Below are 15,239 nucleotides of genomic sequence, written 5' to 3'. Positions count from 1 at the left end.
GATTTGACCGAACAATTTATCCGAGCACCGTGGCTTTATCCGCCATTGCTGTTGAATTAAAGTAGAGTCCATACCGGCATTCGGGTGCTTCCCGATTGCCTTTCCCGGCAGATGCCGGCGCCGTGCGGCAACGCCCGCACAGCAGATCCACGCCACGCACCGACGGCTTGCAGCCCTCGTGCAATTGCGCACCGACCTGTCACCGGTGCGCAACCCAGACCTTTTTTGAACGCCCATCCCGCACTATCCGCGCGTTGCCGACGGCATCGCGCGCACCAGGAATTGCCTATGCTTTTGCCCATCCTGTTACTTTCAGCCGCCGGCTTCACCATTCTGACGACGGAATTCCTGATCGTCGGCCTCTTGCCCAGCCTGGCCCGCGACCTGGGTGTCACCGTGTCCCAGGCCGGCCTGCTGGTCACCCTGTTCGCCTTTACCGTGGCGGCCACCGGCCCGCTGCTGACCGCATTGATGGCCAATATCGAACGCAAGCGCCTGTTCATCGGCGTGCTGGTGCTGTTTGGCCTGTCCAACGCGCTGGCAGCAGTGGCCCCCAATATCTGGGTCATGGCGATCGCCCGCTTCGTCCCCGCGCTGGCGCTGCCCGTGTTCTGGTCGCTGGCCAGCGCCACCGCCGTGGAACTCGTGGGACCGGCCCGCGCCGGCCGCGCCATCTCGATGGTGGCGTTCGGCATCGTGGCGGCCACGGTGTTCGGCATCCCCATTGGCGTATTGATCTCGGACGCCTTCGGCTGGCGCGCCGCCTTCTGGGTGCTGTCCGTGGTGGCATTTGCCAAGGCGCTGCTGCTGTTGCTGGCCTTCCCCAGCACCCGCATTCGCGCTGAAAGCGTCAAGCTGGTCACGCAGCTGCGCATCTTGCGCAACCCGATCGTCGTCGGCCACGTGCTGCTGTCGCTGCTGGTGTTCACCGGGATGTTCACGGCCTACACCTATCTGGCGGACATGCTGGAACGCCTGGCTGGCTTCAATGGCCAGGTCGTTGGCTGGACGATGATGGCGTTTGGCGCGGTGGGCCTGATCGGCAACACGCTGGGCGGCCGCCTGGTCGACCGCAGCCCGCTGGGCGCCACCGCGCTGTTTTCGGCGCTGATGGCCGCGGGCCTGGCCTTCGTCGGCCCCGTGATGCAGTCACATGGCCTGCTGGCCGTGGCGCTGACGACCTGGGGCATTGCCCAGGCGGCCCTGTTCATCGTCTGCCACGTGCGCCTGATGAAGTCCGCCCCCGAAGCGCCCGCCTTTGCCGCATCGCTCAATATTTCGGGCGCCAACATCGGGATCGGCCTGGGCGCGGTGGTCGGCGGCCGCGTGATCGACCAGTACGGCCTGGCGTCGCTGGGCTGGGCGGCCGCCGCGATCGTGGCGCTGTCGGTGGCCCTGGCGTTTCTGCTGATGGCAGCCTCGCGCCCGCGCGCGGCCGGCAAGGCGGCTTGCGCCAACGTGGCCTAGGCACCGATTGCAACCTTGCGCAGCCCGCCCTGCCTGGCGGGCTGCGCAAAGGCAGCAGGCTATTGCGTTTACCAGTACAATAGACTTCTTGGGGCCGATCCGGATTCGACGTGGGTCGCGAAACAACTCAGGGCATGCCGAGCACCAGTTCGCTCGTTAAACCACTGGAAACACTACAAACGCCAACGACGAGCGTTTCGCTCTCGCCGCTTAAGCGGTGAGCCGCTGCACTGATCTGTCCTTGGGTCAGGTGGAGGAAGGCAACTTCCTAGGGGGGGTAACCCTCGAACCACAGCAGCGACATTCACAAGGAATCGGTCTGCGCTGGGGTCACACGGCTCAGATTTAAATTACGTGAATCGCTTTGGTCCGGCCTGTCGGTTGGCTAAGTCCAAGGTTAAAACTAAATAAATCGACTACGCATGTAGAACTGATTGCAGAGGGCTTGCGGACGGGGGTTCAATTCCCCCCGGCTCCACCAAATACTGCGATGTCGCCAAAATGGCCAACCTTACCGGTTGGCCATTTTTTTGCGCTGCGCTCAGTGAATGTGTTCCTGCTCGGAACGGTCGGTACGTTCCATCTGCAGCGTGGTGTGGTGCAGGTCGAAGCCTTCCTGCAGGCGCTGCTCGATGTCCAGCCGGACACTTTCGCCATCGGCCCCCTGGCGCAGCACCACGTGCCCGGTCAGAAGCGGCTGCTTCTGCGTGATCGCCCACAGGTGGATGTCGTGCACGCCCGCCACGCCCGGGGTTTGAACGATGGTGTCGCGCACGGCGCTCAGGCTCATGCCGGGCGGCACGCCTTCGAGCAGCAGATTGATGCATTCGCGCAACAGCACCCAGGTTCTCGGGAAGACCATGAAACCGATGGCCACGGCCAGCGCGGAATCGACCCAACGCCAGCCCGTCAGCCAGATGATGACCGCGCCCGCAATGACGGCCACGGAGCCCAGCATGTCGGCCCAGACCTCCAGATAGGCCCCCTTCACGTTCAAGCTTTCATCCTTGGCGCCCGCCAGGAGACGCATCGACACCAGGTTGATCACCAGCCCGGCGATCGCCACGGCCAGCATGCCGCCCGATTGAATGTCGGGAGGTGCATCCAAACGGCGATACGCCTCGTACAGGATGTAGAAGGCCACACCCAGCAGTACCAATGCGTTGACGGCGGCAGCCAGGATCTCGAAGCGGGCGTAGCCGTAGGTGCGCATCAGGTCCGCCGCCTTGCGGCCCGCCCGGATTGCGATCAGGGCCAGCAGCAAGGCGATGGCGTCGGTCATCATGTGCATGGCGTCAGAGATGAGCGCCAGGCTGCCTGTCCACAGGCCGCCGACGACCTCTACGACCATGAAGGTGCTGGTGAGCCCGAATGCAATCCACAGGCGGGATTCGGGCAGTGCGCGTATTTCGCCGTGCTGGTGGCTGTCGCTCATGCTTGTCCTTGCTGGCGCCGCGGCGGTTGCCGGGCCTGAGGTGTATGAGAAAGCCTGAAGTAGCTATAGCGTCAAGAGGCAATGCAACCGCGGTTCCCTGTGTTGGGATTATTCAAAAATGAATGATTATTTCCGGCTGTTCCCGAGCGGCAAAAACCCCGGGCTATTAATCCCGAACATTATCGGCAAGGTTTATCACTGGCCTATTAGTAACCAAAAGAAACTTCGTCGGATATACCGTGATACCACATTGGCAGGGGATTGAAAGTTGATGCGGCCCTAATTTATGCGCCTAGCAAGAGAGCGCCTTTCATCTGTCCCCCGCCAATTTCGCAAACTGTTGCCAGCCATTCGGAAGGTCGGGAAATACTCCGTCACATATTACCAATGCTTTCAAGACATAATAAACGCAAGAAAATGCCACCGGCTTGGGCCGCTCAACAGCGATGAAGATACTTTCCTTATTCGGAACGCGTCCTGAAGCCATCAAGATGGCGCCCCTGGTGACCGCGCTGCAGCGCGAGCCCTCGATAGAAAGTGTGGTCTGCGTGACCGGCCAGCATCGCCAGATGCTGGACCAGGTGCTGGCGCTTTTCGATCTGCATGCGCAGCACGACCTGGACATCATGGTGCCCAACCAGACCTTGAACGGCCTGTACGCGCGCCTGATTGGCCGCGTGGACGAGGTGCTGGAAAAGGAACAGCCGGATTACGTGCTGGTGCATGGCGACACCAGCACCGCTTCAGCGTGTGCGCTGGCCGCGTTTCATCGCCGCATCCGGATCGGCCACGTCGAAGCGGGCCTGCGCACCGGCAATCTGGCGATGCCCTTCCCCGAAGAAATGAACCGCCGCGTGGTCGACGCGATTGGCGACCTGCTGTTCGCGCCCACCGCGGAATCGCGCGGCAACCTGCTGCGCGAAAACCTGGCCGGCCGCATCACAGTGACGGGCAATACGGTCATTGATGCGCTGGCGATGACCTGCGCCAAGCTGGCTCCCGATGGCGAGCTGGCGCGCGGACTGCAGGCCCGCTATGACTGGCTCGACCCCAAGCGCCGGCTGATGCTGGTGACCGGCCACCGCCGCGAGAGCTTCGGCGGCGGCTTCAAGAACATCTGTGCCGCGCTGGCCGAACTGGCCCGCCGCGAAGACCTGCAGATCGTCTATCCCGTGCACCTGAACCCGCAGGTGCGCAATGTGGTCATGACGGACCTGGCCGGACTGGACCGCGTGCACCTGATCGATCCGCTGGATTACTTGGATTTTGTCTGGTTCATGCAACGCGCGCACGTCATCCTGACCGATTCTGGCGGGGTGCAGGAAGAGGCCCCCTACCTGGGCAAGCCGGTGCTGGTGATGCGCGAAGTCACCGAGCGCCCCGAGGCCGTTCAGGCCGGCACGGTTGCCCTGGTGGGTACCGACACGCAGCGCATCGTCACCGAGGTCAACCGGCTGCTGGACGACCCCGCCCTGCACGCCTCTTTTTCGCGCCGCATCAACCCCTATGGCGACGGCCACGCCAGCCAGCGCATCGTCGACGCGCTGTGCGGCCGCCCCGTTGCCGAATTCGATCCGTACGGATCCCACGCCGGCACGCCGGCCTGATGCCTTCTGCCCCGTATTCCCCGCCCGGAGCCCCCATGTCAAAGCCCACTCCCTTTCCCGCCGCCCTGACGCTTTGCCGCGCGCTGATGGCCGCCGGCCTGCTGCTGCCGCTGGGCGCGATGGCCAGCCCTGCCGGAGACGCCCTGCGCCAACTGCAAGGCGACGACTGGGTGACGCGCAACACCACGCTGGCCGATCTGGGGATCGGCGAGCCGGTGGTACTGAGCAACAGCGACGCGCGCCAGGAATTCTATGTGCCGGTGCCGCGCGGCGTGCCGATCACCGATGCCACCCTGAATTTCGACGCCAAGTACACCAAGGGCGAGCCAGGCCGCACCAGCCTGGTGCTGTGGGCCGATGGCGTGCCGCTGAATGCCCAGCGCATCGCCGACGGCGACGGCACGGTGACGCGCGGTTTCGCGGTGGATCCGCGCAGCCGCGAAAGCGGCTTCCTGCGGGTAGGCGTGGACTGGCAATCGGAAATCGCGCTGCGCCACTGTGAAAGCAATCGCGCCACCGCCAACGCGCTGACGATCTCGCCGCAGACGCGGCTGACCTACCGCTACGACGCCTCGGCCATCGGCAACCTGGATGACGCCTGGGGCACCCTGCCCGGCAAGCCGACCCTGATCGTGGCCGGCGCCAAGCTGGACCAGCAGGCCTTCGACAGCGCCTGGCGCATCGGCGTGGCGCTGGAGCGCGCGGGCAAGCGCGTCGCGGTGCGGGCCTTTCCGGCCGTCGGCGACGAGATCGACACGCGCGGCCTGCAGGCCCCCGAGGGCCTGTCGCATGTGCCCGCGTTCGCCGCGCTGACGGGCAACGAAAAGCACAAGCTGGCCAATGCCGCCGAGATCGGCGCGCTGCTGGTCATGGGCGCGCCGGCCGTGGCGGGCGACGTCGTGATTGCCGATGCCGGGCTGCGCGCCAAGCTGAACGAGGCGCTGGACGCGCTGCAATCGCAGTTTGCCTCCGATGCGGATGCGGCCGAGGCCTTCAAGACCTGGCGTGCGCGCCGTGCGCCGCTGGCCGCGGCCGACCTGCAATCCAAGGAAATCCGTCTGGCCGCCATGGGCCGCCAGGCCGTGATCGCCGTCGCCGCGGATGCCGGCGCCCAGGGCGCGGGCGCCTTCGACACGGCCTGGCGCCGCATCCTGGTCACGCGCCAGGTGCAGGTCAAGGCCGCGATGCCGCCCGAAACCTTCAAGGACGGCGGCCTGCGCCTGACGGCGCTGGGCGGCTCGCCCAACAGCTTCAACGTCGTCGCGAGCGGCGACTGGAACACCACCTTCCCGCTGGCCGCGGTGTCGTCCGATGGCCGCATGCCCGGCGAACTGGTCATGGACGTGTCGGCCGCGCCTGGCGCATCGTCGACGCGGCCGGTGGCGTCGGTGTTCTGGAACGGCATTCTGCTGGCGGCCAAACAGCTGGACGCCAACGGCAAGCCCGAACGCCTGACGGCGCGCGTGCCCGGCTACGCGCTGGGCGTCACCAACGCGGTACGCGTGACCTTCCAGCGCCAGCCGGTGTCGGTCGATTGCAACGAGATTCCGCAGGGTTACCCGGTGAACGTGCTGCCGACCAGCTACGTGAAGCCCGACCGGGCCGAACCGGACGGCACCTTCGTGGGGCTGTTGCCGCTGCTTGCCGGCAGCCCGCAGGTGATCGTGCCCGACAGCTACCTGGCTGACGCGCCCGACAACCTCAAGCGCCTGATCGGCATTGCTTCGGCCAGCGGCGTGTCGACCACCCGCGCCGAACTCACCGTGGCGGCCGGCGGCCAGACGGTCAAGCCCGCCCGCCCGTTCCTGGCGATGGAAGTGGCCGTGGATGGCGCCAAGCCGATGGTCACGGTCACCGACCGCAAGCAGTTGCGGGTGGACGGCAAGAACGCGACCTGGCTGGACATTTCCGGACTGGATCACCTGAGCACGGCCGAGGTCATCAGCGCCAGCGGCCAGGACGGCGTGCTGTGGCACACCCTGGGCCAGCGCGCCGGCATGCTGGACGCGCCGTTCGTGCTGAACCGCGGCAACGTGGCGATCATCGGCGCGGCGGGCCCGGTGGCCTGGATCGACAGCGCCAACCCGGATGCCAGCCATCCGCCCGGCGCCGGTGAAAGCGCGTTCTTCGAATGGCGCCGCTACATTTCCTGGAGCGTGCCGGCGATCAGCATCAGCCTGCTGGTATTGCTGCTGATCCTGATCTTCGCGATGCGCGCCAGCCGCAGAAGGAACAAGGACAGCAAGTAATCCAGGACGCGCCAGCCCATGTCTTCGCTTTACTGGCCCTATCTCATCGCCGATTACTACCGCGGCCTGGAGATCGTGACCGCCATCGTTGGCGTGATCATCCTGCTTTCGAGCCTGGATGATCTGTTCATCGACGCGTGGTACTGGGTGCGCGAGACCTGGCGCTCGCTGACCATCAAGCGGCGCTTTGCGCCGCTGGCGGCATCACAGCTGCGCGAGAAGGAAGAACAGCCGCTGGCGATCATGGTGCCGGCCTGGCTCGAGTACGACGTGATCGCGTCGATGCTCGAGACCATGGTGTCGACGCTGGAATACAAGAACTACATGATCTTCGCCGGCACCTACCAGAACGACGAGCGCACGATCAAGGAAGTCGAGCGGATGCGTCGGCGCTACCGCCAGTTGATCCGGGTGGAAGTGCCGCACGACGGCCCCACCTGCAAGGCGGACTGCCTGAACTGGATCGTGCAGGCGATCTTCGCGCAGGATGCCAAGCAGCCGGTGCCGTTTGCCGGCGTGATCCTGCACGACAGCGAAGACGTGCTGCACCCGCTGGAGCTCAAGTATTACAACTACCTCTTGCCGCGCATCGACTTCATCCAGCTTCCGGTGACCTCGCTGGAACGCCACTGGTACGAACTGGTGGCCGGCACCTACATGGACGAATTCGCCGAATGGCACACCAAGGACCTGGTGGTGCGCGAAAGCCTGTCCAAGATGGTGCCGTCGGCCGGCGTGGGCACCTGCTTTTCGCGCCGCGCGCTGGTCGAGCTGGCCAACGAGACCAATAACCAGCCATTCAATACCGACACGCTGACGGAAGACTACGACATCGGCGCACGGCTGGCCCAGCGCGGCATGCGCCAGATCTTCGGCAAGTTCGGCGTCGAATACGTGACCCGCCGACGCGCCTGGTTCGGCCTGGGCAAGGAAAAGATTTCCAGCGTGCACATGCCGCTGGGCGTGCGCGAATACTTCCCCAACACCTTTCGCACCGCCTACCGGCAGAAGGCCCGCTGGACGCTGGGCATCGGCTTGCAAGGGTGGCAACAGGTCGGCTGGACCGGATCGCTGGCCACCAAGTATCTGCTGTTCCGCGACCGCAAGGGCCTGGTGACCTCGTTCATCGCGATCCTGGCGTACCTGCTGCTGGCCAACTTCTTCGTTTTCTACCTGGCGGACCTGTTCGGCTGGTGGAAGGTGTATTACCCGTCGTACTTCAAGCCCGGCGGCTGGCTGGTGACGCTGATGTGGATCAACGCAGTGGCGCTGCTGCTGCGGGTGGTGCAGCGGGCCTATTTCGTGGGCCGCATGTATGGCTGGGAACACGCACTGCTGTCGATTCCGCGGATGATCGTGGGCAACTTCATCAATGCCATGGCCGCCGCGCGCGCCTGGAAGCTGTTCATCGGCCACCTGATCACGGGCAAGCGGCTGGCCTGGGACAAGACCATGCACGACTTCCCGTCCACCGACCAATTGGCCCAGCAGCGCCAGCGCCTGGGAGAACTGTTGCTGTCGTGGCAGGCGATCGACGAAGATAAACTATCGCGCGCACTGGAAATCCAGGCGCGTGACAAGCGGCCGCTGGGCGAGATCCTGATGGAACAAGGCTGGTTGGACGAAGGCACCCTGAAAGAAGCCATTCATTTCCAGCAAGGCGGCCAGGCCGACGCCACGGCGGCGGCAGCCGCGCCGGCACATACCGACGAAAAACCCGCGACTCCATGAAGCCATTGACCCGATCGTTTTTGCTGTCCGCCGCGCTGGCTTGCGCCGGGAACGCCGGGCCGGCCCAGGCCCAATCCGCGCCCCGCGCCGCCGAGGCCCCGCTGGAAGGCGCCGCCTACCAGTTCGCCGACGAAGGCTACAAGAGCTATGACGCCGGCAATTACGCGCTGGCGCAGCAACAGGCGGAATCCGCCATCGCGCTGCGCCCGGACGTCGAGCGGCTGCGCCTGCTGCTGATCTATTCACTGCAAAAGCAAGGCAAGCTGCAAGAAGCCGACAAGGCGGCGGCGGATGCGATCAAGAGCGGGCTGGACACGCCCGGGCTGCGCCAGGCGCGCGCCAACCTGCGGCCCCGCGCCGCCCAGCCGGCGGGCGCGGCAGCCGGCGGCGCGCCGGGCACCACGGCGGCCTACCGCCGCGGCTTTCCGATCGCCACGCGCGCCTATACCGACTACAACCGCGGCGATTTCCCCGCTGCGCAGCGCGGCGCCGAGCAGGCCTTCCGCATCGACCCCAAGCAAGGGGCGTGGGCCATGCTGTGGCTGGACGCGCTGGAAGCCCAGGGCAAGTACGCCGAGGCCGAAGCCGCCGCGGACAAGGCCATCGCGCTGGGCGCGCCCAACAAGAATGACCTGACCGCACGCCGCACGACTATGCAGCGGCGCCTGGCGATCAAACCCGCCGAACAGGGTTACCAGGCGCTGATTGCCAACCGCCCCGGCGACGCGGTGCCGCTGGCGCGCGAAGCGGTGGCGCTGGCCCCGGACACCGCCAGCCACCGCCTGCTGCTGATGACGGCGCTGATGCTGGACAACCAATTGGCCGCCGCCGAAGACGCGGCGACCGATGCCCTGAAGCAGGACGACGAGAATACCGTCGCCCTGGTGATGCGCGCCTACCTGCGCCAGCGCCAGGGCAAGACGGACCTGGCCAACGCCGACTTCGACGCGGCGCTCAAGCAGGACTGGCTGGATGAAGACCAGCGCCGCAATGTGCGCCTGATTGCCGCCGACGCCTCGCTGGCCGGCGGCGACACGGCGCGCGCGCTGGCCTTGGTGCAGCCCCTGGGCGCCAAGGACGAAGCCGCGACCGCCCGCATCAAGCGCGCCCGCTCCAGGCCGGCGGTGCCCGCCACGCTGACGCTGGCCAACTACCCCGCCCCGGTACAGGATTGCCGCGATACGCCCTATGGCACGTCTTGCGAGCTGCTGCCGTCCGATGCCGCTGGCAGCGGCGGCCCGGCATCGCTGGCCTACGCGGCCTATGCGCGCGAGGACTACCAGGAAGCCATCACCCAGGCCCGCAAGGCGTCCGAACAGGACCCGACCAACAAGGAATTGCAGCGCCTCTTGACCACCACGCTGGCCGCGGGCAACGCCGCGCAGTTGGCCGAGGCCGACAAGCGCATGAGCGACGCGCTGGCCGCGCAACCCGATGACCCCGCCCTGCTGATGCAGCGCGGCTACCTGCACCAGCGCATGGGCCAGCCCAAGCTGGCGCTGCAGGATTTCCAGGCGGCGCGCGCCACGGGCAAGGCCCCGCCGACGGTGATTCTGGACGAGGGCTATGCGCTGTCCGGAGTGGGCGACAAGCGCGGCGCGGTCGACAAGCTGAAAGAAGCCATCGACGAAGCCGACGCCGGGCGCCTGGAACTCACGCCCCAACAGCGCTTTGACACCCGCAGCGGCATCGCCGGCCTGTCGCGTGAATGGGGCGGTTATGTGTCCGCCGGCTATCGCGGCGCGCGGCCCGCCTCGTCGGGGCTGGGCGGCGCGGCCATCACCGTGCCGGGCGACGCGATCTTCAGCACCACGGAAATCTTCTGGCGGCCGTCGGACTTCCTGAACTCGTCGACGCAGACCTTCGAGCTGTACGGCCGCTTGTCGAACACGCTGTACAACAAGGGCGGCAAGACGGCCAGCCAGACGGTGTCGGACCCTTGCACCGGCGGATCCATCAACGTCGACGAAACCCGCAACCAGGGCATCTCCGGCATCCCCACCACCGTAGGTTCGCTGGGCATGCGCTTCACGCCGTCGACCGAAGTCGGACTGACCTTCGGCCTGGAACGCCAGTTCAACCTGGGCACCGCCACGCGCCAAGGCACGTTCAGCCCCAAACCCGACGACCTGCGCTGCAGCCTGAACCGCAGCAACCAGACGGCCCACTACAAGACGGACGCCGGCAGCGGCGGCTGGCTGGCCTACGTGACCTACGGCATGTACGAAGGCACGACGCTGCGCATCGACCGCCCCAACTGGTTCACCATGGAAGGCTATGTGCAGGCCGGCTATTCGTGGCAGGACATGTCGGCCCGTCTGTGGAAGCGCAACAACACCACCGGCGCCGATACCGACCAGACCTCGGGCAAGCTCAAGCGCGACCAGGCCTTCGGCGCCGGTGAATTGCGCGTGGGCCGCAGCTACCGGGTCGACCCGATCAGCGAGCGCCTGGTGTTCTTCCCCTACGCCGTGGTGGCCGCCGACTGGCTCTGGAACAAGAACCGCCTGAGCGGCCTGGATATCGACGGCACCGATTCGTACAACCAGTTGGGCGACGGCTCGTCCTGGTCGATGGGCGCCGGCCCGGGTTTCAACATCCGCTACTGGTTCCGCGAAGACCACTACAACGCACCGCGTTCGTACCTGGACTTGACCACCCAATACCGCTTCAATATCGGCGGCGGCCAGGCCGACCGGGCCAAGGGTCTGTTCATCAACCTGACCCTGTCCTACTGAGCCGCCCCCCTTTTTTCAGGAGTCCGCCTGGCATGACTACCGTTACCCTTCATCCGTCCCGGCCCGCGCGCCGGCTGGTTTCGGCGCTGTGCGGCGCGCTGCTGGCGCTGGCCGCAGCCGGCGCCCAGGCGCAGCAAGCCTCGTCCATCGTCATCCAGGGCAAGGACAACTGGCTGTTTCCCGGTTGGGGCAGCCTGACGCAGGTCGATACCCGCGGCATCGACGCCTCGACGCAATTGGTACGCGAGACCCGCGACGCGCTGGCCGCCAAGGGCATCCAGCTGGAAGTGCTGGTGCTGCCGGACAAGACCCTGTTCTACCAGGACAAGCTGCCGGACGGCACGACGCTGAGCGCCGAGGTCAAGAAGCGCTACCAGACCATCCAGGACAAGCTGAAAGCCGCGGGCGTGTCCTCGTTCGACGACGAAGCCGTGCTGCGCCGCGTGAAGGACGGCGGCCAGGACGTGTTCTATCGCACTGATCAGCACTGGACCCAGCCGGCCGCCGACGCCACCGCCGAAGCGCTGGCCCAGCGCATCAAGCAGGACGTCAAGACACTGGCGGGCAAGCCGGGCACCGGCATGCCGCTGGGCAGCGTGGTCAACGAGCGCCGCTACGGCGACCTGGCCGAGCTGTTCCTCACGCCCGACCAGCGCAAGCAGGCCGGCCGCGAGACCTTCACGGTGCGCCGCCAGGCCGACAACCAGAGCCTGATCGATGATGCGCCAGCGCCGGTGCACGTCACCGGCCACAGCATGGTGCAGCCGTACTTCGGCTTCCCGCAGAAGCTGTCCAACGTGCTGGACCGCCCGGTTTCCGTGAACTGGAAGCCCGGCAACGTCGGCCAGTGGATCATGCTGCTGGAATACCTGGAGTCGCCCGCGTTCAAGCAGAACAAGCCGCAGGTGCTGGTGTGGCAGATGTTCGAGCCCACCTTCGCGCAAGGGCCTGACGCCAAGGGGCTGTGGGACAACGCATCCATCATGACCACCGACACCTGGCGCAGCCGCATGAAGGCGGCGGTGGGGCAGTAACGCCGTGGCGCAAGCGGACAAGGCGACGCCGCCCCCGGCTGCCGGACACCGGCTGCACGCCATCGTCTTTGGCGTGCTGCTGGCGCTGGGCCTGGGCTGGGGCGCATGGTGCCTGGTTCAGGCCAGGCTGACCACGGCCGACGTCGCACCGTCGGCCTGGATGAACGGCACTGCGGGCACGGCGTTGAACAAGTCATTGCGCCTGCCTGCGCAGGCCACGGTGGACACCTGGAATTCCTCGGTGCGCTACCGCGTGCTGGGGGAACTGGGCGACCAGGTGGCCATGGGTTGCCCAGAATGGCTGTTCTATCGCGACGGCCTGCGCCCGCAGCCTGGCGTGCATGTGTTCGACCAGCGCCTGCGCCTGATGCGGCATTGGGTCGATGAACTGCGCCGCCAGCAGGTGCAGGTGCTGGTGGTGGCGGTGCCCGACAAGTCGCGCATCGAGGCCGACCATCTTTGCGGCCAGACCGTGTCGCTGCCGATGCAGGGCACACTGGATGCCTGGCAGGACGCCCTGCGCGCCCAGAACGTGCCCTTCGTCGACTTGCGCCAGGCGCTGCAAGCCGCGCAGGCGCCGCGCTTTTTCCGCACCGACGTCCATATGAACGCGACCGGTGCCCAGGCCGCGGCCCGTCAAGTGGCCGAGGCGGCCCTGCCCTTGTTGAAGGGGCCAGGCACGCAGGCCTTCAATGAAGAAAAGCCGGGGCCGCTGCAACCCCGCATGGGCGACCTGATCGTCCTGGCCGGGCTGGAACACGCTCGGCCGGGCTGGCGCCCTGAACTGGACCTGGCCGCGCCGCAGAAGATCGAACCGGTGCGCGGCGGGGGCCTGCTGGACGAGACGCCGCCCGTCGAAGTGCTGCTGGCGGGCAGCTCGAACGGCCGCCGCAGCAATTTCGCCGAACGCTTGGGGATGGGGCTGGGCCGCGAGGTCTGGAACCTGAGCCTGGACGGCGGGCAGTTTTCCGGGGCCCTGCTGGTGGCGCTCAAACAGCGCGAACAATGGCCCAAGAGCTTGAAACTGGTGATCTGGGAGTTTTCGGAAATGGCGCTGTCGCTGCCGCTGACCGACGACGAGAAATCCGTGCTGGCCCGACTGCCCTGACCCGAGATGCTATTCAATTCCTACCTGTTCCTGCTGATCTTCCTGCCCGTGACGCTGGCCGTGTACTACGGCGCCGGGCGGCTGAACCTGCGGCTGGCGGCCTTGTGGCTGTGCCTGACGTCTTTCGTGTTCTATGGCTGGTGGAATCCGCAGTTCGTGGTGCTGCTGGCCGGGTCCATTGCTTTCAATTACCTGGTCAGCCTGCTGATCCTGCACACCGCGTCCCGGCCGCGGCTGCAAGGGCTGATCGTGGGCCTGGGCGTGGGCGCCGACCTGGCGCTGCTGTTTCACTACAAGTATTTCGCCACGCTCTTGAATTTCCTGAACGACCTGGGCATGACCAGCTCGAGCATGGATTCGATCATCCTGCCGCTGGGGATCTCGTTTTTCACGTTCACCCAGATCGGCTACCTGCTGGACTGCCGCGCCGGCGTCGTGAAAGAACGCAGCCTGCTCAGCTACGTGCTGTTCGTGACGTTCTTTCCGCACCTGATCGCCGGCCCGATCCTGCATCACAAAGAGATGATGCCGCAGTTCGCGCAGCCGGAAAACTACCGCTTCAAGGCCGAGAACCTGTCGGTGGGCGGCATGCTTTTTGTCATCGGCCTGGCCAAGAAAGTGCTGCTGGCCGACGGCATTGCGCCCTATGCCGATGCCGGCTTCGCCGCCCCAGGCGACCTGCAGTTCTGGGGCTCGTGGGGCGCCAGCCTTTGCTACGCGCTGCAGCTCTATTTCGACTTTTCCGGCTATTCGGACATGGCGCTGGGGCTGGCCAAGATGTTCGGCATCCGTTTCCCGCTGAACTTCAATTCGCCCTACAAGGCGGGCAGCATCATTGAGTTCTGGGCCCGTTGGCACATGACGCTGACGCGCTACCTGACCGCCTATCTGTACTACCCGGTAGCCATGGCCGTATCCAAGTGGCGCACCAACCGCAACCTGCCCGTGGGCGCCGAGGGCGTCAGCACGCTGGGCGGTTTTGTCGGCAGCATCGTCAGCCCCACCCTGTTCACGATGGCGCTGGCCGGCGTATGGCACGGGGCCGGCTTCCAGTTCCTGGTGTTCGGCCTGCTGCACGCCATGTACCTGTCGGTGAACCATGCCTGGCGGATTTTCGTGGTGGGCAGAAAGCCCGCCGCGGCGCGCAACCTCAACATGTTCAAGCGCGCCGCCTGCGTGCTGCTGACCTTCGTGGCCGTGCTGGTGGCGCAGGCGTTCTTCCGGGCCCATGGCGTGGGCGATGCGATGCTGCTGATGCAGGGCATGATCGGCCTGCGCGGCATGGAAACACTGGACCTGGCTACGCACGTCAGCGGCCTGGCCTGGGGCGATGCCTGGCGCGTGCTGGTCGGCCATCACATGCAACTGATCTATGCTGTGGTGCTGCTGGGCATTGCCTGGTTCACGCCGAACGCCCACCAGATCCTGGGCCGCTATTCGCCGGCGCTGTTCAAGCCCCAGGAAGCGCCCTCGCCCTGGATGCGCTGGCGCCCCAACCTGGCCTGGCTGACGGTCATGCTGGTCCTGCTCTTTTTCTGCCTGGTCAACCTGCACAAGGAAACCCGGTTCCTCTATTTCCAATTCTGACCGCGGCGCGGTCGCGGAGCACGCTATGGACATCAACGAGATCGAAGCCAAGGTGGCCGACCTGATCGAAGGCATCATCCTCACCAAGGTCGACCCCGACACCCTGCTGATCGAATCCGGCCTGATCGACTCGCTGTCGGCGGTGGATGTGGCCCTGGCCGTCGAACGCCAGTTCGGCTGCAAGATCCCGCCGACCGAGATCGACGTGCACCTGGAATCGGTGCACACGCTGGCGACCTTCATCGCGGAGCATCCGCGCGCCTGACACCCCGGGAGGGCTGGA

General features: G+C 66.0%; 10 protein-coding genes and 1 other RNA gene. 10 read left to right on the top strand and 1 reads right to left on the bottom strand.

Annotation, left to right across the window (positions count from 1 at the left end; translation table 11 throughout):
- Positions 1-288 precede the first annotated feature (288 nt).
- Together HV798_RS02165 and ssrA are read left to right on the top strand one after the other, a co-directional pair.
- Positions 289-1,467, top strand: a complete 1,179-nt coding sequence (locus HV798_RS02165; RefSeq protein WP_175195384.1) for an MFS transporter — start codon at positions 289-291, stop codon at positions 1,465-1,467.
- A 90-nt stretch (positions 1,468-1,557) separates the two neighbouring features.
- Positions 1,558-1,948, top strand: a transfer-messenger RNA (tmRNA) gene (ssrA, locus tag HV798_RS02160).
- A 60-nt stretch (positions 1,949-2,008) separates the two neighbouring features.
- Here ssrA and HV798_RS02155 read toward each other — a convergent pair.
- Entirely contained in the window at positions 2,009-2,902 is an 894-nt protein-coding gene (locus tag HV798_RS02155; RefSeq protein ID WP_175195386.1) for a cation diffusion facilitator family transporter, read from the bottom strand.
- Between the two features lie 446 nt (positions 2,903-3,348).
- On the opposite strand from HV798_RS02155, the gene wecB reads away from it, so the two are divergent.
- Genes wecB through HV798_RS02115 form a run of 8 tightly spaced genes read left to right on the top strand, consistent with a single transcriptional unit; the run spans position 3,349 to position 15,221 of the window.
- Complete coding sequence (gene wecB / locus HV798_RS02150) at positions 3,349-4,509, top strand: non-hydrolyzing UDP-N-acetylglucosamine 2-epimerase (protein WP_175195387.1); 1,161 nt, start codon at positions 3,349-3,351, stop codon at positions 4,507-4,509.
- 35 nt (positions 4,510-4,544) lie between these two features.
- Positions 4,545-6,758: a cellulose biosynthesis cyclic di-GMP-binding regulatory protein BcsB gene (locus HV798_RS02145; RefSeq protein ID WP_175195397.1), complete on the top strand. Its 2,214-nt coding sequence runs from the start codon at positions 4,545-4,547 to the stop codon at positions 6,756-6,758.
- Positions 6,759-6,776: 18 nt separating this feature from the next.
- Positions 6,777-8,489: a glycosyl transferase family protein gene (locus HV798_RS02140; protein ID WP_175195399.1), complete on the top strand. Its 1,713-nt coding sequence runs from the start codon at positions 6,777-6,779 to the stop codon at positions 8,487-8,489.
- A complete protein-coding gene (locus tag HV798_RS02135) occupies positions 8,486-11,227 on the top strand; it encodes an NfrA family protein (protein WP_175216325.1) in 2,742 nt (913 codons plus the stop codon). The genes HV798_RS02140 and HV798_RS02135 overlap by 4 nt, the downstream gene beginning before the upstream one ends.
- A 32-nt stretch (positions 11,228-11,259) precedes the next feature.
- On the top strand, positions 11,260-12,261 hold the full coding sequence (locus HV798_RS02130; protein WP_175195910.1) for an alginate O-acetyltransferase AlgX-related protein: 1,002 nt from the start codon (positions 11,260-11,262) through the stop codon (positions 12,259-12,261).
- 4 nt (positions 12,262-12,265) lie between these two features.
- On the top strand, positions 12,266-13,369 hold the full coding sequence (locus HV798_RS02125) for an alginate O-acetyltransferase AlgX-related protein (protein ID WP_175195908.1): 1,104 nt from the start codon (positions 12,266-12,268) through the stop codon (positions 13,367-13,369).
- Between the two features lie 6 nt (positions 13,370-13,375).
- A complete protein-coding gene (locus HV798_RS02120; protein ID WP_175195906.1) occupies positions 13,376-14,956 on the top strand; it encodes an MBOAT family O-acyltransferase in 1,581 nt (526 codons plus the stop codon).
- 25 nt (positions 14,957-14,981) lie between these two features.
- Complete coding sequence (locus HV798_RS02115; protein ID WP_025140146.1) at positions 14,982-15,221, top strand: acyl carrier protein; 240 nt, start codon at positions 14,982-14,984, stop codon at positions 15,219-15,221.
- The last annotated feature ends 18 nt before the right edge of the window (positions 15,222-15,239 follow it).

Source organism: Achromobacter deleyi (assembly GCF_902859705.1).
GTDB lineage: Bacteria > Pseudomonadota > Gammaproteobacteria > Burkholderiales > Burkholderiaceae_B > Achromobacter > Achromobacter deleyi.
This window is presented reverse-complemented; position numbering and strand designations above follow the sequence as displayed.

Bases quoted from the DNA above. Each gene is read 5' to 3' on its own strand.
- HV798_RS02165 (WP_175195384.1), top strand. From the start codon at position 289: ATGCTTTTGCCCATCCTGTTACTTTCAGCCGCCGGCTTCACCATTCTG.
- HV798_RS02155 (WP_175195386.1), bottom strand. From the start codon at position 2,902: ATGAGCGACAGCCACCAGCACGGCGAAATACGCGCACTGCCCGAATCC.
- wecB (WP_175195387.1), top strand. From the start codon at position 3,349: ATGAAGATACTTTCCTTATTCGGAACGCGTCCTGAAGCCATCAAGATG.
- HV798_RS02145 (WP_175195397.1), top strand. From the start codon at position 4,545: ATGTCAAAGCCCACTCCCTTTCCCGCCGCCCTGACGCTTTGCCGCGCG.
- HV798_RS02140 (WP_175195399.1), top strand. From the start codon at position 6,777: ATGTCTTCGCTTTACTGGCCCTATCTCATCGCCGATTACTACCGCGGC.
- HV798_RS02135 (WP_175216325.1), top strand. From the start codon at position 8,486: ATGAAGCCATTGACCCGATCGTTTTTGCTGTCCGCCGCGCTGGCTTGC.
- HV798_RS02130 (WP_175195910.1), top strand. From the start codon at position 11,260: ATGACTACCGTTACCCTTCATCCGTCCCGGCCCGCGCGCCGGCTGGTT.
- HV798_RS02120 (WP_175195906.1), top strand. From the start codon at position 13,376: ATGCTATTCAATTCCTACCTGTTCCTGCTGATCTTCCTGCCCGTGACG.
- HV798_RS02115 (WP_025140146.1), top strand. From the start codon at position 14,982: ATGGACATCAACGAGATCGAAGCCAAGGTGGCCGACCTGATCGAAGGC.